25 protein-coding genes and 2 pseudogenes are annotated in these 24,378 nt (G+C 36.3%); 8 read left to right on the top strand and 19 right to left on the bottom strand.

All coding sequences use genetic code 11. The features are described 5' to 3' along the window. Window positions 1-155 precede the first annotated feature (155 nt). Window positions 156-290 carry a hypothetical protein gene (locus LOK41_RS28990; RefSeq protein WP_001051869.1) on the top strand — a complete coding sequence of 45 codons (135 nt, stop codon included), beginning with the start codon at window positions 156-158 and terminating at the stop codon, window positions 288-290. A gap of 42 nt (window positions 291-332) precedes the next feature. On the opposite strand, the gene spoVK is transcribed toward LOK41_RS28990, so the two are convergent. Beyond that, on the bottom strand, window positions 333-1,289 hold the full coding sequence (gene spoVK, locus LOK41_RS15295; protein WP_241817275.1) for a stage V sporulation protein K: 957 nt from the start codon (window positions 1,287-1,289) through the stop codon (window positions 333-335). Window positions 1,290-1,407: 118 nt separating this feature from the next. Between spoVK and LOK41_RS15290 the strand changes: the two genes are divergently transcribed. The 4 genes and pseudogenes from LOK41_RS15290 to LOK41_RS29305 all read left to right on the top strand — a co-directional run bounded on the left by LOK41_RS15290 (window position 1,408) and on the right by LOK41_RS29305 (window position 4,935). Continuing rightward, entirely contained in the window at window positions 1,408-2,370 is a 963-nt protein-coding gene (locus LOK41_RS15290) for a tyrosine-type recombinase/integrase (protein WP_241817274.1), read from the top strand. A gap of 114 nt (window positions 2,371-2,484) precedes the next feature. After that, a pseudogene (locus LOK41_RS29130) lies at window positions 2,485-2,925 on the top strand (collagen-like repeat preface domain-containing protein); the annotation flags it as partial. Between the two features lie 49 nt (window positions 2,926-2,974). Then, window positions 2,975-4,552, top strand: coding sequence for a hypothetical protein (locus tag LOK41_RS29125; protein ID WP_347269310.1), 1,578 nt, complete (start codon window positions 2,975-2,977; stop codon window positions 4,550-4,552). Window positions 4,553-4,587: 35 nt separating this feature from the next. Further along, window positions 4,588-4,935 (top strand): Gly-Xaa-Xaa repeat protein, encoded by a 348-nt coding sequence (locus LOK41_RS29305; RefSeq protein WP_309232272.1) that lies wholly within the window; start codon window positions 4,588-4,590, stop codon window positions 4,933-4,935. A 71-nt stretch (window positions 4,936-5,006) separates the two neighbouring features. Here LOK41_RS29305 and hfq read toward each other — a convergent pair whose 3' ends face one another. Both hfq and miaA read right to left on the bottom strand, forming a co-directional pair. After that, complete coding sequence (hfq, locus tag LOK41_RS15280; protein WP_000813896.1) at window positions 5,007-5,231, bottom strand: RNA chaperone Hfq; 225 nt, start codon at window positions 5,229-5,231, stop codon at window positions 5,007-5,009. 46 nt (window positions 5,232-5,277) lie between these two features. Further along, entirely contained in the window at window positions 5,278-6,207 is a 930-nt protein-coding gene (gene miaA, locus LOK41_RS15275; RefSeq protein ID WP_241817273.1) for a tRNA (adenosine(37)-N6)-dimethylallyltransferase MiaA, read from the bottom strand. 331 nt (window positions 6,208-6,538) lie between these two features. On the opposite strand from miaA, the gene LOK41_RS15270 reads away from it, so the two are divergent. Further along, window positions 6,539-6,775 carry a hypothetical protein gene (locus LOK41_RS15270; protein WP_174102683.1) on the top strand — a complete coding sequence of 79 codons (237 nt, stop codon included), beginning with the start codon at window positions 6,539-6,541 and terminating at the stop codon, window positions 6,773-6,775. Window positions 6,776-6,869: 94 nt separating this feature from the next. On the opposite strand, the gene LOK41_RS15265 is transcribed toward LOK41_RS15270, so the two are convergent. The 9 genes from LOK41_RS15265 to LOK41_RS15225 all read right to left on the bottom strand — a co-directional run bounded on the left by LOK41_RS15265 (window position 6,870) and on the right by LOK41_RS15225 (window position 16,559). After that, window positions 6,870-7,757 carry a cell wall-binding protein EntA gene (locus LOK41_RS15265; RefSeq protein WP_241817272.1) on the bottom strand — a complete coding sequence of 296 codons (888 nt, stop codon included), beginning with the start codon at window positions 7,755-7,757 and terminating at the stop codon, window positions 6,870-6,872. Between the two features lie 361 nt (window positions 7,758-8,118). Continuing rightward, a complete protein-coding gene (locus LOK41_RS15260) occupies window positions 8,119-9,978 on the bottom strand; it encodes a PTS fructose transporter subunit IIABC (RefSeq protein WP_241817271.1) in 1,860 nt (619 codons plus the stop codon). A 12-nt stretch (window positions 9,979-9,990) separates the two neighbouring features. Next, window positions 9,991-10,902: a 1-phosphofructokinase gene (gene pfkB, locus LOK41_RS15255; RefSeq protein ID WP_241817270.1), complete on the bottom strand. Its 912-nt coding sequence runs from the start codon at window positions 10,900-10,902 to the stop codon at window positions 9,991-9,993. Then, the gene (locus LOK41_RS15250) at window positions 10,899-11,651 is read right to left on the bottom strand and encodes a DeoR/GlpR family DNA-binding transcription regulator (RefSeq protein WP_347269311.1); all 753 of its coding nucleotides are present in this window, start codon (window positions 11,649-11,651) and stop codon (window positions 10,899-10,901) included. Before LOK41_RS15250 ends, pfkB begins: the two co-directional genes overlap by 4 nt. 158 nt (window positions 11,652-11,809) lie before the next feature. Continuing rightward, on the bottom strand, window positions 11,810-12,973 hold the full coding sequence (locus LOK41_RS15245) for an iron-containing alcohol dehydrogenase (RefSeq protein WP_241817268.1): 1,164 nt from the start codon (window positions 12,971-12,973) through the stop codon (window positions 11,810-11,812). Between the two features lie 119 nt (window positions 12,974-13,092). Then, a complete protein-coding gene (locus LOK41_RS15240; RefSeq protein ID WP_241817298.1) occupies window positions 13,093-13,635 on the bottom strand; it encodes a DUF420 domain-containing protein in 543 nt (180 codons plus the stop codon). Window positions 13,636-13,957: 322 nt separating this feature from the next. Beyond that, on the bottom strand, window positions 13,958-14,266 hold the full coding sequence (locus tag LOK41_RS15235; protein ID WP_241817267.1) for a hypothetical protein: 309 nt from the start codon (window positions 14,264-14,266) through the stop codon (window positions 13,958-13,960). Between the two features lie 87 nt (window positions 14,267-14,353). Then, the gene (locus LOK41_RS15230) at window positions 14,354-15,730 is read right to left on the bottom strand and encodes a BC_2427 family protein (protein ID WP_241817266.1); all 1,377 of its coding nucleotides are present in this window, start codon (window positions 15,728-15,730) and stop codon (window positions 14,354-14,356) included. A 136-nt stretch (window positions 15,731-15,866) separates the two neighbouring features. Next, window positions 15,867-16,559, bottom strand: coding sequence for a CsxC family protein (locus tag LOK41_RS15225; RefSeq protein WP_241817265.1), 693 nt, complete (start codon window positions 16,557-16,559; stop codon window positions 15,867-15,869). Window positions 16,560-17,090: 531 nt separating this feature from the next. Here LOK41_RS15225 and LOK41_RS15220 point away from each other — a divergent pair. Both LOK41_RS15220 and LOK41_RS15215 read left to right on the top strand, forming a co-directional pair. Continuing rightward, complete coding sequence (locus LOK41_RS15220; RefSeq protein ID WP_241817264.1) at window positions 17,091-17,906, top strand: formate/nitrite transporter family protein; 816 nt, start codon at window positions 17,091-17,093, stop codon at window positions 17,904-17,906. 101 nt (window positions 17,907-18,007) lie between these two features. Then, entirely contained in the window at window positions 18,008-18,280 is a 273-nt protein-coding gene (locus LOK41_RS15215; protein ID WP_003199316.1) for an HU family DNA-binding protein, read from the top strand. Between the two features lie 316 nt (window positions 18,281-18,596). Here LOK41_RS15215 and LOK41_RS15210 read toward each other — a convergent pair whose 3' ends face one another. From LOK41_RS15210 to LOK41_RS29300, 7 genes and pseudogenes are all read right to left on the bottom strand, one after another. Next, window positions 18,597-18,902, bottom strand: coding sequence for a metal-sensing transcriptional repressor (locus LOK41_RS15210; protein ID WP_241817263.1), 306 nt, complete (start codon window positions 18,900-18,902; stop codon window positions 18,597-18,599). Between the two features lie 251 nt (window positions 18,903-19,153). Further along, window positions 19,154-19,975 (bottom strand): alpha/beta hydrolase, encoded by an 822-nt coding sequence (locus tag LOK41_RS15205; protein WP_241817262.1) that lies wholly within the window; start codon window positions 19,973-19,975, stop codon window positions 19,154-19,156. A gap of 25 nt (window positions 19,976-20,000) precedes the next feature. Next, window positions 20,001-20,819 (bottom strand): ABC transporter ATP-binding protein, encoded by an 819-nt coding sequence (locus LOK41_RS15200; protein ID WP_241817261.1) that lies wholly within the window; start codon window positions 20,817-20,819, stop codon window positions 20,001-20,003. 15 nt (window positions 20,820-20,834) lie between these two features. Continuing rightward, the gene (locus LOK41_RS15195) at window positions 20,835-21,827 is read right to left on the bottom strand and encodes a FecCD family ABC transporter permease (protein ID WP_481748819.1); all 993 of its coding nucleotides are present in this window, start codon (window positions 21,825-21,827) and stop codon (window positions 20,835-20,837) included. Between the two features lie 22 nt (window positions 21,828-21,849). Continuing rightward, complete coding sequence (locus tag LOK41_RS15190; protein ID WP_241817259.1) at window positions 21,850-22,857, bottom strand: FecCD family ABC transporter permease; 1,008 nt, start codon at window positions 22,855-22,857, stop codon at window positions 21,850-21,852. Between the two features lie 19 nt (window positions 22,858-22,876). After that, a complete protein-coding gene (locus tag LOK41_RS15185) occupies window positions 22,877-23,845 on the bottom strand; it encodes an iron-hydroxamate ABC transporter substrate-binding protein (RefSeq protein ID WP_241817258.1) in 969 nt (322 codons plus the stop codon). Window positions 23,846-24,209: 364 nt separating this feature from the next. Continuing rightward, window positions 24,210-24,302 (bottom strand): annotated as a pseudogene (locus tag LOK41_RS29300) (exonuclease III); the annotation flags it as partial. Between the last annotated feature and the right edge of the window lie 76 nt (window positions 24,303-24,378).

Raw genomic sequence — 24,378 nt, 5'->3', positions numbered from 1 at the left:
ACATAATGACCAACCACGTAAACAAAGGAGCTCAAAAAAGCTCAGTCAATCAAATCCATTTCGATCCAAAATCTGCCCATGAAAAAAGTAAAAAGATGGAGCGATATCATAGGGCATATCAACAAAAAGCTAAAGAAGAATAGAGGTGATAAGAAATGGCAAAAGGAAATAATAACCGCAATCGCGGACAAAGTAGTAGCGTTAATCCACAAGGACTTGCATCAGATGTAGCTGATACAAGCCCAAAAAGCAAATTAGAGCAACGAGCAAAAACAAAAAATACAAAATAAAACATGATGCATTATATTTTCCACACAAATTAAACGCACAGTTTATGAACTGTGCGTCTCTTCTTCTAGCGTTAAATCACCACTTGATATCCCAATTAAATCATACTTATCGTATGCATCCTCTTGCAATAAGCGCATCGCTTGTGTTCGAATGGATTTCTCAACAATATTCCGGACATAACGCCCATTACTAAACGATGCAATTTGTGACGAATACTTCACCGCATGTAAATGATCTCGGAATTTCCACTCCGCCTCTTTTGATAACTGATATTCTCGCTCGTCATACATTCTCTTTCCAATTTCGAGCAACTGATTCACTGTATAATCCGCAAACTCAATAATAAACGGGAAGCGCGATTGTAAACCTGGATTTAAAGAAAGGAAATGATTCATCTCTCTTGAATATCCAGCTAAAATCAAAACAAACCCATGTTGCTTATCTTCCATATGTTTGACAAGCGTATCAATCGCTTCTTTTCCAAAGTCTTTCTCTCCACCACGCGCTAGGGAATATGCCTCATCAATAAACAATATTCCACCCATAGCTTTTTTTATTAAATCTCTTGTTTTTTGTGCTGTATGCCCAATATATTCTCCCACGAGATCCGCACGTTCCGCCTCGACCAAATGCCCTTTTGATAAAATGTTCATTTCAAATAATAATTTCCCGATCATTCTTGCAACAGTTGTTTTTCCCGTTCCCGGATTTCCCTTAAATAACATATGAAGCACTTGCTTTTCTGATTTCAAACCAATTTCTTGTCTTTTCTTATTCACATAAATCCATGCATAAATTTCTTTTATTATTTTTTTTATATCTTCCATTCCAACAAGTTTACCCATTTCCTCTTCGATTCGCTGTAGCATCTCATGCTTCGTAGACGTTTCCTTTGAAATTACGGATTTGTTTTCTGAAGCAGGTACTGAAATTTTTTTTCGGTGATTTAACACGATATTAATTTGATTATTATTTTTCTTTCGCATCGATTGTTCCATACAATCACCTCTTTTTATCAACTCACCAAATAATATCATTAATATTTCCACTTCCCCTACAAATAACTATTTTCAGAAAAATTTGCTATAATATAAGAAAAAACAGGGTGGTGGGAATATGGAAACACGGGAACTTCATGATACAGTACAAGCTTTTTCTTCTTTTTTATTAAATCAAGGCCGAAAACCTTCAACAATCAAACGTTATGTCTATGACATTGAAGATTTCGGGCATTGGTTAGAAAAAAACAAAAAACTTTCCTCTAGTAATATATGGGATACACTTTGTACAAAAGACTACGAAGATTATTTTTCCGACTTAAAAAAGAAACGACATTACTCTGAAAAAACAATGCACCGTGTATTTATTGTCTTAAACAGACTATACCAGTTTTTAAATCTCCCAAACCCATTAAAAGACATGGAACTCATCATCCAGCCTAATCGTGCGTTACGTGATGAGGACTTCATTTCAAGAGATGATGAAAAACGCTTAAAACATACTCTAACCTCATTAGAGGGATTATCAGAGAAACAACGCCCTGTCCGTCCATTACTAATGGATCGTAATATCTCTATTGTTAATTTACTCATCGATTACGGCTTATCCCTACAAGAACTTGTATCATTAAATATGCATCACGTTCATTTTGAAACGAATACAATTTCCATTCCAGCAGTAGCAGGTGTTGAAAGAACCATTCAATTGACTGACGAAGACAAAAAACAACTATATAATTATTATAAAACAATTCCTGAGCCAGTTCGCCCCAAATACCATAGTGATGACCCATTGTTTGTAGCATTCGATTTCAATCGTAATACATATCGGTGGGTGTACGAAAATGATGCTCCAAAAGCACTAACAGAAATAGCAGTCCAAAAAATGATTCGCCTTGAGGTAGCTAGAGCAAATTTACGCAAAGGAATTTCCAGTCAACATTTTCGAAATACCTTTATTTTACGATTAATTGAACAACACACCCCAGAACAAGAAATTATAAAACGTGTTGGTTTTAAATCAAAAATTTCCTTAAAAAGGTATTATCAATATGCGAAACAAAAAGAAAACGCCTCCTAAATAGGCGTTTTTACTATTTTTATATAAACAGCCCGTTTCCCTATTCCTTTTTACATTTAACTTGCATCTACTATGGTAGGTTTTTAACTATCTCCATTAGAAAGGAGCATTTTAATGTCTCACTCTAACGATAATTCGAAAAAGAATTCAAAACCTTATTTTCCAACACAACCTCGCCGTATTCCAGCTGTTCATTATACTCCTATCCCTGAATTATACGTGAATCTTTTTTCTGATACCTTAAGCGATCTAACCGATATTATTCCGACTGTATTTTCTAATCCAACACATTCTAATAAAAAAGAACTCACTAACCTATTAGAAATAATAAAAGGATTACTGGAACGTTTAAACTTATCACTTACACAACGAGAAACTGGCATTGCAATTGTCGAAAATTCAATTACGATTTTAGATAATGAACCTTTTGTAGCAAATGCAACTTATATTGAATTACAAAACTTACTCAACTTTTCACTATACATCACTAAGTTATTTAGACTTAATCATCAGGTGTCCCAAAAAATCATCGAACAAATAAAGAAATTACAAATTACCTTACTACAAATTGCACCAGTTGGAATGATTGGGCCTCAGGGAGAGCGTGGACCTCAAGGTGAAACTGGACCTCAGGGGGAGCAAGGGCCTCAAGGCGAACAAGGACCCCAGAGCGAACAAGGACCCCAGGGCGAACAAGGACCTCAGGGGGAGCAAGGGCCTCAAGGCGAACAAGGACCTCAGGGGGAGCAAGGGCCTCAAGGCGAACAAGGACCCCAGGGCGAACAAGGACCTCAGGGGGAGCAAGGGCCTCAAGGCGAACAAGGACCTCAGGGGGAGCAAGGGCCTCAAGGCGAACAAGGACCTCAGGGGGAGCAAGGGCTTCAAGGCGAACAAGGACTTCAAGGCGAACAAGGACCTCAAGGCGAACAAGGACTTCAAGGCGAACAAGGGCTCCAAGGCGAACGTGGATCTCAGGGGGAGCAAGGACCTCAAGGCGAAACTGGACCTCAGGGGGAGCAAGGACCTCAAGGCGAACAAGGACCTCAAGGCGAAACTGGACCTCAGGGGGAGCAAGGGCCTCAAGGCGAACAAGGACCTCAAGGCGAGCAAGGGCCTCAAGGCGAACAAGGACCTCAAGGCGAACAAGGACCTCAAGGCGAACAAGGACCTCAAGGCGAAACTGGACCTCAGGGTGGGCAAGGGCCTCAAGGCGAAACTGGACCTCAAGGCGAACAAGGACTTCAAGGCGAACAAGGACCTCAAGGCGAACAAGGACTTCAAGGCGAACGTGGACCTCAGGGAGAACAAGGGCTTCAAGGTGAACAAGGGCCTCAAGGCGAACAAGGACCTCAAGGCGAACAAGGACCTCGAGGCGAGCAAGGGCCTCAAGGCGAACAAGGACCTCAAGGCGAACGTGGACCTCAAGGCGAACAAGGACTTCAAGGTGAACGTGGACCTCAGGGAGAACAAGGGCTTCAAGGTGAACAAGGACCTCAAGGCGAACAAGGACCTCAAGGCGAACAAGGACCTCGAGGCGAGCAAGGGCCTCAAGGCGAACAAGGACCTCAAGGCGAACAAGGACCTCAAGGCGAACAAGGACCTCGAGGCGAGCAAGGGCCTCAAGGCGAACAAGGACCTCAAGGCGAACAAGGACCTCAAGGCGAACAAGGACTTCAAGGTGAACGTGGACCTCAGGGAGAACAAGGGCTTCAAGGTGAACAAGGACCTCAAGGCGAACAAGGACCTCGAGGCGAGCAAGGGCTTCAAGGCGAACAAGGGCTTCAAGGTGAACAAGGACCTCAAGGCGAACAAGGACTTCAAGGTGAACGTGGACCTCAGGGAGAACAAGGGCTTCAAGGTGAACGTGGACCTCAAGGCGAACAAGGACCTCAGGGAGAACAAGGGCCTCAAGGTGAACAAGGACCTCAAGGCGAACAAGGACCTCAAGGTGAACAAGGACCTCAGGGCGAGCGAGGACCTCAAGGCGAGCGAGGACCTCAAGGCGAACAAGGACCTCAAGGCGAACAAGGACCTCAGGGCGAGCGAGGACCTCAAGGCGAGCAAGGACCTCAAGGCGAACAAGGACCTCAAGGTGAACAAGGACCTCAGGGCGAGCGAGGACCTCAAGGCGAGCGAGGACCTCAAGGCGAGCGAGGACTTCAGGGGTTTAGCTTTCCGGTAACTACAGCTGTACTAAAAAGTACACTTCCACAAGTTATAGAACCTAATCAAAACATACAGTTTAACCTTACATCAAGCATAAATAACATGCATTTCAATGCAACAGATACAATCACAATCCTTGAAGATGGTGTTTATATCATTGACTTTTCAGCTTCAACAATATTTTCAGGATCAGCTCCCTTTGGCTTTGGTATTTCCATTAATGGCAATATACCTTCAGATAACTTTTCAGCAAACGCAATTGGGAGCTCAATTACATTTTCAAGCATCGAAACTTTAAAAGCACGAACTACAATTGCTATTCAATCTACTACTAATACAATCACTATTCCCGCTACAGGTGATACCACTGTTAGACTCACTATATTCCGTATTCATTAGAGGATGTTTAAAAGCACATAAATAAAAAAAGAGCGAATCCCTCGCTCTTTTTTATTATGTACATTTCCTTGCTACTCTAGTTCAATTGAAACATTTTTTTGTGGAACAAATGTAGAAATAGCATGTTTATAAATAAGCTGTTGCTTACCTTCTGTTTCCAATAAAACTGTAAAGTTATCAAAACCTTTAATCAATCCACGAAGCTGGAAACCATTTAATAAGTACAGCGTCACAAACGTATTTTCTTTACGGAGTTGATTTAAAAACTGATCTTGAATATTGATTGATTGCTTCATGTCGAATCCTCCTCTTTTTCTCTACTTACTTATTATTCGACTTTAATTATAGCTTTCCTTCTATGTACCGCAAAATTTCTGCTGTTTTTTCGCCTTCGGTCACATCAAACCACGCGACATCCATTTTATTACGGAACCATGTTAATTGACGTTTTGCATAGCGTCGTGAATTTGTTTTCAATTGAGCTATCGCTTCTTCCAGCGAAACACGACCTTCAAAATAACTATATAATTCTTTATAACCAATTGCTTGGATCGATTGACAATCCCGAATACCACTTTCATACAAGGCCTTTACCTCTTGCAACAAACCTTGTTCGACCATAAGATCGACACGCAAGTTGATGCGATCATATAACATTTCACGATCCATCGTCAAGCCAATTAATGAAACATCATATAGCAACTCATTTTCCTGTCCTTCAAGTTGATCACTCATTTTCTGACCTGTCGTATGAAAAATTTCCAAAGCACGGATAACACGTCTTACATTATTTGCATGTATTCGATTCGCACTTTCTGGATCAACCTCTTGCAGTTTCTTATGTACATATTCTACACCATGTTCTGTCGCTAGTTTTTCCAATTTCTCTCGATATACAGGGTCTCCAGCTTCATCTGTAAACTGATAGTCATATAAAACTGCTTGTATATAAAGGCCGGTACCCCCAACAATAATCGGTAATTTTCCACGTTCTGTAATCTCTCGAATATGTCCTCGAACAAGCTCTTGAAATTCCGCCACAGAAAATGAATCTTCCGGATTTTTAATATCGATCATGTAATGCGGAATCCCTTCCGTTTCTTCTTTTGTTACCTTAGCTGTCCCGATATCCATCGTACGATAAATTTGCATCGAGTCTCCGCTAATGATTTCACCATTTAAAGCTTTCGCAATATCAATGCTTAATTTCGTCTTTCCTACCGCAGTCGGCCCGATGATGACAGCAATTTTTTCACGTTGCAGTTCTCCCATATACTTCAACTCTCTTTATGTAATCTTATCCATCTGATCATTATATCCAATCTTACCAATTTTGATAGTCATAATGCAAGTTCTTTCAATACGGTAAATGAAATTCAAAAATAAAAATGACAATTCCATAATCAATAGGAACATCTTCCTTCCCTCACCGATTATCATTCCTAACTATAATCAACATTTTATAGGGTTTTATATTTCACGCCTCTCTCTGAATCTTGAGGTGCGTTCCTTGCCACCCACAAACAGTAAAATAAAATTGACATAATTTGTCCAACGAGACATATATATGATAAAAAATAAGATCGGAGAGGATATAATGAAAATCGGACAAGCTGCTATTAATTTTTCAACATTAACAGAAGAACTCATTTTAGCAACAGCAGTAAAAGAAAAGAACTGCTCACAAGAAGAATTATATTTCGCTTTAAACTGCTTACTACGTTCCTTTCATACATTATTAAATTACCAAACTTTAGACGAATCAACTAAACAATATGCACAAACTCAATTCTGTAGTGCTTATAAGATTATTACAGGACGAACTGTATATCCATTTTAAAATCACAAAAACGGCTGTTAGGAAATTCCTAACAGCCTGAAAAACCAGCGCTCAACGTTTGTAAACTGGATTTATTTTTTTAGCAACAATAACATTATTTTAAAACTTTCACTTTAACAGTTTTACGCCCCCATTTGTTAGCAACTGCGTCAGAGCCAACTAGAACGTCGATACGGTTACCTTTAATTGCACCGCCAGTGTCACCAGCGATTGCTTCTCCATATCCTTCTACCCATACTTTTGATCCTAATGGAATCACTTTCGGGTCAACAGCAATCATCTTCATGTTTGGATTCGCTGTTAGATCGTGACCCATTGCAGTTAATACACGACCGCCATATGTACCATTTTCGCTCGGATGAGCTGTATATGCTGTCGCTACAACTGTTAGTTCACGACCACCAGAAGGAGCATTTGTTTCTGCCGCTTTTACTTGAGTAGCTGGCTTAGCAGCTGGTTTTTCTTGTGCCGCTGGAGCTTTTGCCTCTGCTTTCGCAGGCGCTTCAGCTTTGGCAGGAGCAGGCGTTTCTTGTTTTTCAATAATAGGTGCTGTACCTGTTAAATAAGGAACATGAACGTAAGCCGTTTTCCCGTTATATTCGAATTGTAACCACTCATTTTGTACTTGGCTTGTTGTTTCAATCATATCGTCTTTCTTAAGCGTACCAAGAATTTCTGAGTTTGTGTTCGCTTCAGCACGTACGTTTAATACGTTTGCTGTTACATAATAGATGTTTTTTGTAAATTCTGCACTTACGAACACGTCTTTACCATTTAATTTGATTTGTGACCATCCGTTTTCTGTATTTGTAACCTCTAATTTATGACCATTTAATAATTTCCCTACAATTTTTGATTCAGTAGTTGGGTTCTCGCGTACATTTAATACCTCTGTTGTTACAACAGTTTCTGCTTGTGCAGAAGTAGTGAAAATCCCAAGACCAAAAACCGCTGCTGCTGCTATACCAATTAATTTTTTCATGAATAGCCTCCATTCGCTTTGTTTTCGTGTCCTCATTATAGCAACAGTTTTTTTCGGAATTAGGAAAAACACACAATTACAAACGATTCGTAATCAACCATTAATGCTTTGTAATATAAAGTAGAATAAAAGAAAATAGTGTTCTATACGTATTTTTAAGAGCTTTTATCATTTTCCCCTTTCAAATACATATGTTTTTTTGCAATAAAAGTAACAGTATTACCATCTTGTTACAAAAAAACAGCAAAACATTACAATTCTTCATTACGTTATGTCATTTTATGTAATAAACCACATACATAACGTATGCTAAAAACCAAAAATGACATCTACCTAGTATGGCAGCTGTCATTTTTAGTTTTTATGAATTTTTCTTTTTCCATATTCCTAACATAAGAGCTGATACTACAGAACCTATTAATATAGAAAGAATATATAAAACTGGTTTATTCACTAATAATATAACAAATATTCCACCGTGCGGGGCTGGCAATGTAATTCCAAACAACATTGATAACGCCCCAGCAAGACTCGAACCGATAACACAACTTACAATTACACGGATTGGATCAGCTGCTGCAAATGGGATTGCTCCTTCTGTAATAAATGACGCTCCCATAATATAGTTTGTAATACCTGATTTACGCTCTGCTTCTGTAAATTTTGATTTAAAAAATGTAGTTGCAAAAGCAATCGCAAGTGGTGGTACCATTCCACCAGCCATAACAGCTGAATGCACACCAAAGTTTCCAGCCTCAATTGCAGCAATCCCAAATGTAAATGCCGCTTTATTAATAGGACCACCCATATCAACTGCCATCATGCCACCTAAAATAAGTCCTAATAATATAGCATTTGCACCGCCTAAACCATTTAACCAACTCGTTAACGCCTCATTTAAAGCGACAACAGGAGGGTTTACAACTTTCAACATTAATACACCTGTAAGTAACAAACCTAGTACTGGATATAATAAAACGGGTTTAATCCCTTCTAATTGCGCTGGTAAACCTGCCAACACTTTCTTTAAACCAAGTACAATATAACCAGCTAAGAAACCAGCAATTAATCCACCTAAAAATCCAGCATTTGCTTGTGCCGCTAAAAATCCACCGACAATACCAGGCATAAATCCTGGGCGATCCGCAATAGAACTTGCAATAAATCCAGCTAATATCGGAACAAGGAATTGAAATGCTCCTTTACCTCCAATTGACATTAACGTTTCTGCAATCGGACCTTTCGTATCAATTCCACCGAAGAAAAAGGCCAGTGCAATTAAAATACCTCCACCAACAACGAAAGGTAGCATGTTACTAACACCATTCATTAAATGCTTATATATACCAAATCCTTTTTCTTTCTCTGCTCCCTCTGCTTTTTCACTTTCTTTTACACCTTTAAAAATGGGAGCATCTCGATTTATAGCACGCTGAATAAGTTGTTCTGACTTTCGGATACCATCTGCAACAGGTACTTGAATCACGTGTTTTCCAGAGAAACGATTCATTTCTACTTGCTTATCTGCCGCAACGATAATAGCTGTTGCACGCTCGATATCTTCTTTCGTTAAACCATTTTTCACACCAGTAGATCCGTTTGTTTCCACCTTAATCGTAATTCCTAACTCTGCGGCTTTAGCCTTCAAACTATCCGCCGCCATATATGTGTGAGCGATACCAGTCGGACAAGCGGTTACCGCTAATACATATGGCTCATTTCCTTCAGGCTTTACTACTTCACTATTTTCATCTTCTCGTTCGTTTTCATTTTCTTTTTCATCAAATAAACGAAGAAGCTCCTCTTCACTTTTTGCTTCTAATAGTTGTTTGCGAAACCCTTCATCCATTAATAATGTAGATAAACGAGATAGCGTTTCTAAGTGCGTATTGTTCGCCCCTTCACTCGCCGCAATCATAAAGAATAAATGAGCTGGTTGCCCATCAAGCGATTCATAGTTGACACCGCTTACACTACGACCAAAGCAAATAGCTGGTTGTTTAACCGCTTTTGTTTTTGCATGTGGAATAGCAATTCCTTCGCCAATTCCAGTTGTACTTTGCATTTCACGCTTTAAAATAGCCTCTTTAAATTCCGCTTGGTTATTTAACCTTCCTGCCTTTTCTAATTTCTCTACTAATTCATCGATGACAGCTTCTTTTGCTGAAGCTGTCAAATCCATGATAACTGTATCCCTTTTTAAAAGCTCTGTAATTTTCATATTCTGTTCCCCCTACCGCTTTGTAATCATTACTTGCGATAATAATTCCTCTACTTTATCTTTCGTACATAAATCAGCTGAAAAAGCTGTCGCACTTCCTGTTGCTACCCCATAACGAAATGCTTCTTCAACATCTTTTGTTTTTTCATATATCCCTACAAAACCTGCAACAAGAGAATCTCCCGCTCCAACAGAGTTGATAACCGTTCCGTTTGGCACAGTTGCCTCGTATACTCCTTCATTAGTAAATAGCAAAGCTCCATCTCCTGCCATAGAAACAATTACATTCTGCACACCTTGTTCAATTAACTTTCTGCCATATGGAATAATTTCTTCTACTGTAGAAAGCTTTTCTGCAAATAATTCTCCAAGTTCATGATGATTCGGTTTTATTAAAAATGGTTTATTTTGAATTACATGCTGAAGTGCACTTCCACTCGCATCAACAATGATATGAATATGACGTTCTGCTCCAAAACTAGCCATTGTTTCATAAAATGTTTTTGGAATCGATGCAGGAATACTACCGGCTAATACAAGATAATCACCAGCTTGCATCTTCTCCATTTTTTTCAGCAACTGCCTCATTTGTTCATCTGTAATAACCGGTCCTTTCCCGTTCAGTTCTGTTTCTTCATGTCCTTTTATTTTTACGTTAATACGCGAGTCTCCATCTACATGAACAAAATCGGTCTTAACACCTTCACCCTTCAAAATATCTTCAATAAATCCACCTGTAAATCCACCTATAAAACCAAGTGCTGTATTCTCTCTTCCAAGCCGATGAAGCACACGGGATACATTAATCCCTTTCCCACCTGGAAATTTCATATCTTCTTTCGCTCGATTGACAGTTCCAATCGTAAAATTCTCTGCTTGAACCACATAATCAATCGATGGATTTAAAGTAACTGTATAAATCATCGTTTATCAACCTCAATTACATTTGTTTTTCGTTTATATTCTTCTTGCTCTTCTTCTAATGTATTTGTAATAATTGTCGCTTCTTCAATACTTGCAACTTTCGCAAATGCAACTTCAGAAAATTTACTTTCATCTATTAAAAAATAACCTTCATTCGCTAGTGTTAACGCCATTTTTTTCAGCAACGCTTCTTCCGGGTCAGGTGTTGTATATCCTAGCTGTTCATGTACACCATTCGCCCCTAAGAAACACTTATCAAACCGGTACTGCTGCATGCTTTCTTGTGCCATTGCACCAATTAATGCTTTTGTTCGACTCTTCATCATCCCGCCAAGTAAATAAGCACGAATATTATTTTCAACTAGCGCTTCAATATGCATAAGCCCATTTGTCACAACGGTAACTTCTTTCTCTATTAAATACGGAATCATTTCAAATGTTGTACTTCCTGCATCTAAATAAACGCAATCACCTTTTTCTACAAAAGACGCAGCATGTTTAGCGATTTTCTTTTTCACTTGAATGTTTTTGGCTGATTTTTCAACCATTGTAGGCTCTTCACCTTTTCCAGTTAATATAGCAGCACCGCCATGTACTCTTTTTAATAAACGCTCTTTTTCTAATTGCGCTAAATCACGACGGATCGTCGATTCTGAACTTCCTGTTTCTTCCATTAATTGTTGTAATTTTACTACTTTTCTCTCTTTCACAAGCTGTAAAATTAGCTGATGACGTTCAGGAGTTAACATATCACTCACCTCTTCTTTGATTACAGTATAATGAAACTGAATCCAAAAATCAATCAAAAACATCCAAGATCATTCAAATATAATCACAAAACATTCAATAACGCTCAAAAAACCTTCTTGATACATATCAAGAAGGCTTTTTAAATTACTTTTATTCTTTATAATGAGGCTCTATAAATCGCTATTACATCTTCTTTATTTAATTTCTTAAAATGACCGAATTCACCATATACCATCGCTTTTTCAGCCATTACACCAATTTTCTCTTCTCCAATTTCATAGTCAGCTAAACGGGATGGCGCTTCAATAGATGTCCAAAAGTCTCTCAAAGCTTCAATACCTTCTAAGGCAATTTCCTTATCCGTTTTTCCATCTGCTTCTACATGAAATACACGCACCGCAAATTGTTTAAAACGGTCCACATTTTCATCCAAAACATGCTTCATCCAATTCGGGAATAAAATTGCTAAGCCACCACCGTGCGGAATATCATACACAGCTGAAACAGCGTGCTCAATATTATGCGTTGCCCAATCACCGCGGACGCCCATTGCTAAAATACCATTTAGCGCCATTGTCCCGCAATATAAAATCGTTTCTCGGTGCTCATAGCTTTCTAAATCATTTAAAAGTTTTGGAGCTGTTTCAATTACCGTTTTTAAAATAGATTCACAGTAACGGTCTTGCAGTTCTGTATTTATACCTTGATGAAAGTATTGTTCTAACACATGCGACATAATATCAACCATACCGTAGATCGTTTGGTTTCGCGGAACAGAAGCTGTATGAGTCGGATCTAAAATAGAAAACTGTGGGAAAGTAACAGGACTACCCCATCCATACTTTTCATTCGTTTCCCAATTTGTAATAACAGAACCTGCATTCATCTCAGAACCTGTTGCTGCAAGAGTTAGTACTGTACCAAATGGTAAAGCTTCATTTGCAAATGCTTTCTTTGTCACAATATCCCATACATCACCATCGTATTTACTACCGGCAGCAATTGCTTTCGTACAATCGATAACACTTCCACCACCGACAGCTAAAATAAATTGAATATCGTTTTCTTTGCAGATTTGAATCCCCTTGTTTACAGTAGATAAACGCGGGTTTGGTTCAACACCTGTTAACTCAAAAATTTCTGCATCAATTTCTTTTAAGATAGCGATTACATTATCATATATACCATTTCGTTTAATACTCCCCCCACCATATACGAGAAGAACCTTTTTACCATACTGGGGGATCTCCGTCTTTAATTGCTCTAATTGTCCTTGGCCAAAAATAAGCTTTGTCGGATTACGAAACACAAAATTTTGCATAATTCCCTATCCATCCTTCCACTATAAAAGTTGCTATACTTTTGTATAACATATTTTTTTCTTTTCACAAAAATATTTGCCTTAACAAAAAAAACCTAGCCAAAAAGGCTAGGATCATTTTATTGATAATACGGCGAAATCATTAAATAAACGATAACACCTGAAAGGCTTACATATAACCAAATTGGCATCGTCCAACGTACAATCTTACGGTGACGAGTCAATTGATTTGTAAAACCATATACAAGCGCGAATAATGCAAGTGGTACGATAATCGCTGCAAGGAAAATATGCGTAATTAAAATAATGAAGTACACATATTTAATTACCCCTTCTCCATCGAAATGCGTCGCTGGTGCCAAGTAATGATACGTTAAATAGGAAACACAAAATAGCAATGTTGTTGTAAATGCCGCAAGGATAAAACCTCGGTGCATCTTTACATTCTTTTTAATAATAGAAAATAATGCTGCCAATAAAAAAACAAATGTAAAACTGTTAAAAATTGCATTTAACATCGGTAATATTGTTACATCAAAATGTACTTCTCCCTTGTACCCAACAGGTCCAAAAAACAAAAATAAAATAATCGCATTGACGATCACAGAAAGCGTTATCACAATAGGAGCATAGCTCTTCTGATTATTTAATCGATCCGTCAAATTGTTCACTCCCTTTTCCTCTTCTACATATGTATAGTTAACCTCACTATTTTAACATATTATTCACAGTGCAAATGTGACAATACTTTGACACCGTCAAGTTAAACAAAGAAAAAATCCTTCTAATCGTACTTCTTAAGAAGGATTTTATCGCTTTATTATTTAAATAGCAATTCGTTTAATTTTTGTTAAAAAACATGTCACTATACGCTTGATAAATCTCTGATACTTGATATCCCATTAATGAGATTGCTGTTAGTGAAAAGAAACCGATCATAAGAAATCGAAACCACATATTATTCTCCTCCTTGTATTTAGCTTATTAACAATACGCTGCATTACAAGTCAGATCGCAATCTCCTTCTTCCGCTTCCTTTCTCTTCACAATTGCTGTTATAAACCGAATCATAAAGAATGTAATAAACGGAAGTTCCATCCGTTTAATATTGGCATAGCTGAGCAACGGTTCCCGCTCTAAATCGGACAGAGATGAGAAGGAATAGAACATACCTTGCTCTTCCATGTATACAATTACAATTTTTAAACAAAATAAAATCCCAAGAAATGAAACAATATCTTGCCACCCTGTTGTATATAATACATTATAAAGATCCAATACGTACTCTTCCATTATCCCCCTCCTTCCTTTTTCATCATTTTCCTTGCCTGTATATAAAAAGTCAAGAAAAATGTTTTATATCCACTATGGCAATAGTGACTATATAATTTCTATTTGTACTTCTTGTTCTTGTAATATTTGAACGACTAACTCTAAGATCATGTTTTGCATTAACTGATACACTTTTTTTTGAGACATACTTTTCTCATTTGAGCATGCTACGATATACTCAATACGCTGCAAAATATAACCATCCACAAGTAAAATGCCTTTTTCAACTGTTACAGGATTCTGCTTTACATTTTTAGCTTCTGGTGAAAAAAGTTTACTATCCGTCAAAATAACCTCCTGCGAAATCCCTTTAATTCCTGTGACTTTTTCTTGAAATATCACTTTTTCTTTCAAACCAATCTCAGTTTTATACTTTCCTATTTCTATCGGCAGTCTCGTCGTTATATAATTATTAGATAGGCTATCTTTTTTCTCTTTTGATACCATGTTGTGCATAGGAGTCCAAAATGATTGTTTTATATAACTATCCCCAAAATCGCTTATATCTTCCAAATTTATAACTTCTAAAAGTACCCTATTTTCAAAAAGCTTTGAAGAAACGAAATAACAATATGGCTCTTCATGATAATGATGTACTGTAGCTAACATCTTTGCCTCTAATTCATTAAGCATTTTCTCCGTTTCATTTTGAAATATAAATACTTCTTCATCTTTACTACTTAAAATAGGTAGGTTTAAAAAATCAGATACTTCAGCAACAGTAGAAAATGGGGTTTTTACAATTATAGAACGTGCTGCACTTCCACTTTTCAATTCAGAGGCAGAGTTATCCGCTTCCTTTTTCTCTTCCGCCGATTTCTCCTCTTCTACGCTCTCTTCAATCGATTTATCTGCTTCCTGGCTCCCAAACGTTGAGCTATCCTCTTCTACGCTCTCTTCAATCGGTTTATCTGCTCCCTTACCCCCTTCCGCTGATTTCTCCTCTTCTACGCTCTCTTCAATCGATTTATCTGCTTCTTTGTCCCCTTCCACTGATTTCTCCCCTTCTATGCTCTCTTCAATCGATTTATCTGCTTCCTTTTTCTTTAGAATTTTTTTGTGTTTAGTAAAAAGTTTATCCTCCATTTTATTACTAATCCACGGATTGGTAGTAATAATAGGTAGATTTAAAAAATTAGATACTTCAGCATCAGTAGAAAACGTTTTTTTCACGGTTATGGAACGTCCTGCACTTCCTATTTTTAATTCATTTGGAGATTTATTTACTTCCTTATGCTCTTCAGATAATTTTTCCTCTTTCATCCCCTCTTCAATCAATTTGTCTGCTTTCTTATGCTCTTCTATCGTTAGATCCTCTTTCACATTTTCTTCAATCAATTTATGTTTTTTCTTGCTCTTTAAAGTTTTTTTATGTTTAGAAAAAAGTTCATCCGCCACTTTAATACTAATCCACGGATTGCTCATCACCAATCACTTCCTAACTGATGAATTGAAAAGTGTATGTATTTTTAAAATATACATAACCGTTTCAACATTATATATGTTTTATAACAATAAAAAAGACATCATCTTTCATATTGAAAGATGATGTCTTTTTTTATTAAACGTTTACTTGCTGAACTTGTAAAACTTTCAAAGTAAGATCTAATACTATTTTTTCACGAATTTCCTTAAATTCCTCACCTAAATGTTTAGGGCATGGTGAGAAGTCTAATTCGAAAAAGTCTGCACGTATTAATTCACAATACGGTTGTTCATTATAAAAAGTAGTATTTTCAAAGAAAAACTTGTCCAAACGAGGTAAATCACCGTCTTTTGGATTAATGAATTGCGATCTGTTTGCTGAGCCAGCAGCAAAAAGTGGAGGAGTTAGGAAATCATCTTCAGTTAAGTCTACAAAACCGTAGAATGGGACATTTGCAGTTCGATAGCGAACGTGTCCATGACAATCCTTAGTAGCATATTCGATATTTTTACGAATATAGCCTTCTACAAATAATTTTGCTTGCGTTACTTCACGGTATCCTGTGTCATTAAAATCTTCGAACGCAACTGGTACAAGTTTACATTGCGTTAAAAATACATCTTTTAACACTCGTTTAATTTCTACTGCTCCATCTTCAAGTTCAATATTTGCTTCTACGACAATTTGGACAATTCTTTCTGCCAAAACAACTGGGATTTTCACCCTTGCATTTTGTCTAACGATAGCTGGTGCATCTGCATCGTTAAGTGGAATTTGAGTTTGACCTTTAACTGAACAATGTACATGTTTTGAACATTTTTCACTCATATTTTACATTCTCCTTTTTATAACATTTTTAGAGTATTAAAACTCGTTATGTTATAACTCATGTACGTTTTCTATTAATGGTGTAGACTTGTATAATAGTCATTTTTATTATTTTATAAAAGCAATAGACTTCTTATAGTTATATACATATAAACATTAAAATCATATACCTATCATTTTTTATAGAACATACTAACTTCTATTCACATACCTTTTACCATGAATTGACAAAATTATTCAAATTATGTAACATAAATTTATCGACAGGATATGCAATGCTTGTACTTTTTATTCATCTTTCCTTGTTGATGAAAAATTCTACAGAACAACTCTAAGTAATTCTTACTTTTGCTTACAAAGATGAATATCATTTTTGGTGCTTTTTTATTTATATTCCTAAAAAATCCCATCTTAAAGTTCTGGGAAAAGAAAATTTTTAATCGAGGGACTATGCTCGTTCCCCGAAATTATCAATCTAACCATCAATGAGGTGGAAATGAAGTAATGTATCAAAATATGGAGGGATTGTTTATGTCTGCCTATGCACCACAAGAAATTACTGAATTGGCCGCAAGTTCCGGTCAAAAAAAAGCACTTTTGCCGCTATTGCCTATGTTGATTTTAGGATTTTTTGGCGGCGCTTTCATAGCGCTTGGTTATCTACTTGATATTCACGTCATTGGAACAATGCCAAAATCTTGGGGATCCTTTACTAGTTTTCTAGGAGCAGCCGTTTTCCCTATCGGCCTAATTCTAGTTATTCTTGCCGGTGGTGAACTAGTGACTGGTAATATGATGACCGTATCTATTGCTTGGTTTTCAAAAAAAATCTCTTTCTCTAAAGTATTAAAAAATTTACTAATTGTTACAATTAGTAATTTTATTGGTGCTATATTTGTCGCTTATTTTTTTGGCCACATCGCCGGATTAACAGAGGGACAATTTTTGGAAAAAACGGTATCGATTGCTCAGGCAAAACTACATGATACACCTGTGCAAGCATTTATTTCTGCTATTGGTTGTAACTGGCTCGTTTGCTTAGCAGTTTGGCTCAGTCTGGGTAGCAAAGAGTTTGCTGGAAAAGTAATTGGTATTTGGTTCCCCATTATGACTTTTGTTGCAATTGGCTTTCAACACGTTGTTGCCAATATGTTCGTTATTCCAGCCGCCATTTTTGCAGGTCACCTAACTTGGATGGAATACTTACCGAATTTCATTGTTGTTTTCTTTGGAAACTTAGTAGGTGGTATGCTATTCGTAGCGCTCCCTTACTTCTTGGCTTACACTAAACCAGAGCAGTCAAAAAGTGAAACAACGGAATTGAAAAAGAAATCTGCAACTGCTTAACAAAAAGAATTTCATATAAAACCTATAGTACACTTGTTCTCTTCTCTTTTATACGTTATAATAACAACTTAAATAGCATTATTTACATATGAGGTGAAGATATGAATAAAACAGAATTAATTAAAAATGTAGCACAAACAGCTGAAATTTCTCAAAAAGAAGCTACTGTAGTTGTGCAATCTGTAGTAGAATCAATCACAAACACTTTAGCAGCTGGTGAAAAAGTACAACTTATCGGATTCGGTACATTTGAAGTTCGTGAAAGAGCTGCTCGTACAGGCCGTAACCCACAAACAGGTGAAGAAATGCAAATCGCAGCTTCAAAAGTACCTGCATTTAAAGCTGGTAAAGAACTAAAAGAAGCAGTAAAATAATAAAAAATGGCCTTCTCGCTTATGAGAAGGCTTTTTTATGTTTAAATTGTTGTATTAATCTCATTATAAAAAGGCTCGTCAAACCTATAATCCTAGTTGGATAATTAATACGTCATCCTTTCATGTGGGCTAAATAACATTGGAACAACCTCCGAATAAATAACATTTCCAAGTACATTTACTAAAAATTAGATTTAAAAATAACACTGTCTATAAAGTGAAACTTTAATCAGTGGGGGTCTTACTGCCCATTAATGCGGGATAAAGGTATCAACATAAATAAAAAACAAGCTAGATTCAATACTAGCTCGTTTTATTACGCTTTTGAGAATCGTTCGAACACTGTCATTAACTCTTCGATTGCTTCGTCTCCATTCCCATCTTTAATCGCATTAGAAACACAATGGTCTGTATGATTTTTAAGGATTCCCATACCAACCTTCTTCATCGCTGCATTAATAGCTGAAATTTGCACTAAAATATCAACACAATAGCGATCATTTTCAATCATATTTTGGATACCACGTACTTGCCCTTCAATTCTCTTTAACCGATTCATAATTTGTTCTTTTTCTTTATCCGACCTATGAGTAGTAGCTGCTTCATTTTCATTATGCTTCATTTTATCACCTTCTTAAAGTTTCTATCCTATTAACAAATAGATATCTCTAACAACCCTATTCCATTTCAATCTACATGTAATAACATCTAATCGGAGTATAACATTTATAGCATAAAATATACATACAGATATACTCTATATTTTCCTATATAAAAAAGGTAAGCAGCTGCTTACCTTTTTTATATAGATATAAGGACATTACATACGTGTTTCTGTACTACATTTTCTAATGTTTCATTCAAAAACAAAAATTAGGATATATTACTTACAAATCTCAGTGCCTTACTTAACGCGGTTGGAACTACCGACGCATGATTCTCTCCCTCAGCTTCATAAAATGCAAATCGAAATTTATTATATTGCAAATTCAGTAAACGCTCTGATAATGCATTCGCATCTCGAACCATATGCTCTCTTTCTAATGCTCCTACTGTCAGAAAGACTCCCACTTCAAAATTCGCTCTGTCCAATTCATTTATAAACTCTATTTCGTTTTCAAGAACAGACTGATTATTCCACCAAATAGATGGGCTACTGATGAAATAATTTTGAAAGGCATTTATATTTGTAAATAATACATGTAAAGCGAATAATCCACCGAGTGAATGTCCAAATATCGTTTGTCTTCCTCTATTAATCTTAAAATTCTTTTCGATGTGTGGCTTCAATTCATCTTGAAGAAATGCTAAAAATTCATTTGCTCCTCCTGACTCAGGCCACGGTTTCCCATCAGGTTTTGGCGGCGCATCCATAGAAGGTACAGAAGGAGTAAAATCATAACATCTTTCAGAAGCTGCAAAAGCACCTTCTATCGGATAACCAACGCCAACAATTATAGATGGTGCAACTCCTGTTTTTTCTGCTCTTACTGATTGGATCTTAATAGCTTCTTGGAACGTTTGAAAAAATGCGTTTCCATCTAATACATAAATTACAGGATATCCATGTTCTGGAGCAGGTTGCTTTGGCTTCGAAATATAAATTTGATATTCACGGTTTCCTATTTTCGAATACATCTTCCATTGCTCTGCACCAGAAATGGTAACATCTTTTTTCTCAATACTTGTATTCATGTCCCTCTCCCCTCCTCTTATTATTTTAACTAGTTACATATATTTCAGTTTTTTCTTCTTGGAACACACTATCATAACCGAAACATACAGGAGCTCCATTATAAGGATCTATCATGACCCGTGCGTCAATATGAAATACACTTTTTAATACTTCATTTGTAATGATTTCTACTGGGCTTCCTGCTGTAATAATTTTTCCATCTTTCATCGCAATAATCTCATCTGAAAATCGCGCTGCATGATTAATATCATGTAAAACCATAACAACCGTACATTTGTGATCTTTGTTTAATCGTTCAACAATTTGCAATACTTCTAATTGATGAGACATATCAAGGTATGTAGTCGGTTCATCTAATAATAAAACTTCTGTTTCTTGTGCTAAAGCCATTGCTAGCCATACTTTTTGTCTTTGTCCACCAGATAGGTTTCCGATTTGACGCGTACGAAAAGCGGATGTTTTTGTAATATCTAATGCCCAATCAATCATTTCTTTATCTTTTGGTGATAGTTTATTCACATTATTTCGATGTGGGTAACGTCCGTAAGAAATCAATTCTTCCACTTTCAGTTCGCCTGGTGCAATTGGGTTTTGCGGAAGTAGTGCGAGCTGCTTTGCAATTTGTTTTGTAGGAATTGTATTTAAATCTTGTCCTTGTAAATACACTTTTCCGCTTTTTTGTTTTAAAATTCGTCCCATTGTTTTTAAGAGTGTTGATTTCCCGCATCCATTTGGGCCAATAATTGTGGTAACTTTCCCATTTTGTATCTCTACATTCAAATCACGAAACACTGTAAACTTTTCATAACTTGTTTCTAAATTTTCAGCCCTTAGATCATTCACTTTCTCTCACTCCTCTTACGCCTTCGCTTTATATAACAAATATAGGAAATATGGTACACCAATAATCGAAATGACAATTCCAACTGGTAATTCCACAGGTGTAAATATTGTTTTTGCAATAAAGTCTGAAACAATGACAAGTAGCATACCGATTGCTCCACATACAGGAATCACATACATATGCTGAATACCAACGAGACGTTTTGCAATATGCGGTGCCATCAGTCCTACAAATCCGATACTGCCCGAGACAGCAACACAGGCACTTACTAATCCAATACTACTTAATAATAAAATAGATTTTTCTCTCTCAACCGAAACTCCTAAACTCGTAATACTCGTTTCCTCCAATTGAAATAAATCAAGTAAATAGGCTTTTCTTTTAATTATAGGAATTAGGATAATGAGCCACGGCAGCATAGCAATAATATATTTCCAATTTGCATTATATATACTCCCGGAAACCCAAACGGCAGCCATTTCAAAGTCAGTTGCTTTCATTTTCAATGATAAATACATAGAAAATGCACCAAATCCTGATCCTATCGCAATTCCTGTTAATAAAAGACGTTGGGAATCTAGTTTTCCATTTCGCCAAGAAAACATATAAATTAATATAGCTGCACCTAAACCACCAACTAACCCAAACATTGGCATCATCATAATCGAGACCCAGTCCGTACTTTTCAACTGTCCTTGAAAGAAAAACATAAAAATAACAATTGCAGTTCCTGCTCCAGCATTCACACCTAAAATACCCGGATCAGCTAAACCGTTTCTTGTAATTCCTTGAATAACTGCTCCAGCAATTCCAAGACCTAATCCTACTAAACCAGCGATCACAATTCTTGGAAGCCGAAAATCAAATATTACTAAATCATGTTCGGGAACAGGATTTACCCGAAAGATTGTCCGACACACATCCATAACTGTAATATCAAATGTACCGTTTGTTAAACTAACATATATAGCTATCAAAATTAAAAATATAATGATCCCCATTGTCATTACATAATTCCGATTTGAACCCTTAAGCATGCTTCTCTCCTCCTCTTGTCCGTATTAAATAAAGGAAGAAAGGAATTCCAATTAAAGACGTAACAACTCCTATTGGTGTTTCAAACGGATAATTTACAAACCTACTTACTATATCGCATAAAGCTAAAAACAAACCACCAATCACTCCTGCACAAGGGATAATCCATTTATAATCTACTCCAATTAAAAAACGAGTAATATGCGGAATAATAAGTCCTACAAAACCAATTTTTCCGACTAGCGCAACCGCCGTCCCTGTCAAGAATATAACTGATATAATAGCGGTCGCTTTTACTAGTTTTGTACGTTGCCCTAAATTGACAGAAACCTCTTTTCCTAATGAAAGAATCGTAATCGATTTCGATATTAGTAGTGCCAAAATAATCCCAACTACCCCGAAAGGAATTGCTAATTTGATTACATTTGGATCGACTTGATGTAATTTGGCATTGTACCAAAAACTAATATTTTGAGAAACTTGAAAATAGGATGCAATTGCAGCAGAAACACTACTTAAAAATGTACCTATAACAGTTCCAATAATCGCTAACCGAACTGGTGATAATCCATTTCGAAGCAATGAACCGAACCCAAAAACAATTCCGGCTCCTAATGCTGATCCTAGCATAGAACATAAAATCATATTAATTGAAGACATTCCCGGAAGGAATACCATACAAATTGTAATCACAAAAGCTGAGCCATCTGTCACACCCATAATAGAAGGGGATGCAAGATAGTTTCTTGTCATCCCCTGCATAAGTGCTCCTGATATGGCTAGAAATGCTCCTACTAAAAGAGCCCCAACTACCCTTGGTAAACGAGAAGTAATAATAATATTATGATTTACATTTCCTGAATCAAAATGAAACAATGCATTCCAAGTTGTTTCAAAATCGATATTTTTCGCCCCATATAAAATTGAAAGCATAATTGTAAGTAAAATAACGATGGGTGCCAAACATAAAATTATCATTGGTACTGAATTTATTTTCCGCATATCATTCAACGCACCTTACTTATTTAGATAAATTTTTCACAGCTTCTTTTAAGAAAGCAGTTTTACTCCAAGCAGTACCACCTTGTGCCATTGGATCAACAGAGTTTACAAATACTTTTTTATCTTTTACAGCATTAATGCTTTGCCAAATTGGATTGCTTTGTAAATCTTCTAATATTTGTGGTTTATCCTTATTCTCGCTCTCTTCAAATTGTAAGAAGATATAATCTGGATTACTCTCAGCTAATTTTTCTAAGGAAATTGCTTCTTGTGCTTTTACAGCTTTAATTTCTTCTGGAACAGTTAATCCTAAATCTTTATAAATAACTGGGTTGAAGTAAACGCCTTCTGGATAAAGATACAAGTTACTAGCTCTTAATCTTATTACAAGAACCTTTTTATCTTTTAATTTATCACCAATTTTTTCTTTCGCTTTTTCAGCATCAGCTTTATAATCTTTAATAATTTTTTCCGCTTTATCTTTTTTACCAGATAACTCTCCCATTAACTTCAAGTTTTCTTCCCAATTCGTAGAAATATGTGATACCGGGAATGTTGGGGCTACCTTTGCAAATTTCTCAGCTGCCTCTGGTGGGAATTTTGAGCTAGATGTAATTACATCTGGTTTTAATTGAAGTAATGTTTCAAAATTTGGTTCCATTTTCTCACCGATAGATTTTGCCCCTTTTAAATCTTCTGCTAAGTACTTCGGTAATTGTCCACCTACTGTTATTGCTCCTACTGGCTTAATGCCAAGTACAGCTGCATCTTCCATTGATTCTAAGCTAGCTGTTGCAACTTTTGTTACTTTTGCAGGTACTGTATATTCTTTACCTAAATATGTAATTTTTTGTTTTTCATCTTTTTTCGTCTCTGTCGCTTTTGACTCTTGTTTTGATTCTCCTGAAGTTTTATCCGCACTATTACATGCTGCAAGTCCAATACTTAATACTGTAACCATTCCTAATGTAAATAATTTCTTGTTCATGTTTATAAATGCTCCTCTCTAAATTAACAACCTTTAAATATATTATTTTAATGAAATCCTATTTCTGTTTATATATCCACTTACAATACATCTATTTAAAATTAAAACTCATTTACTTCACTTCCCCTGATAATAAATTATCTTCTATCCTCACTCATTGATAATCATTATCATTGATAATGATTATCGTTATTAAGTATATAGATATATACAAATTATTTCAAGAATTATTTGAGAAATTTTAACAAGACAAATAAAAAGTAGTATCTATCCTTTATTCAAAATAGATACTACTTTTTTATATTTTCTAAATTTCTAGATTCAATTCAACAGAACAATGATCTGATCCCATTACTTCACTATTGATTTTCGCATCGACTTCCTCTAAGTATTCTATAAAACCACCTTTTGCAATTACTGCTCGTAAACCATTTACATTCCACGAAATAAATTTCACTTTTTGTTCCTCCTCATGCTACTGTAGCATGATATCATACTCGCTCTACATTTATATTTTCTGCTTACATGCTAAC

Origin of the sequence: Bacillus sp. TL12 (genome assembly GCF_022625245.1) — a bacterium.
Taxonomy (GTDB): domain Bacteria; phylum Bacillota; class Bacilli; order Bacillales; family Bacillaceae_G; genus Bacillus_A.
This window is presented reverse-complemented; position numbering and strand designations above follow the sequence as displayed.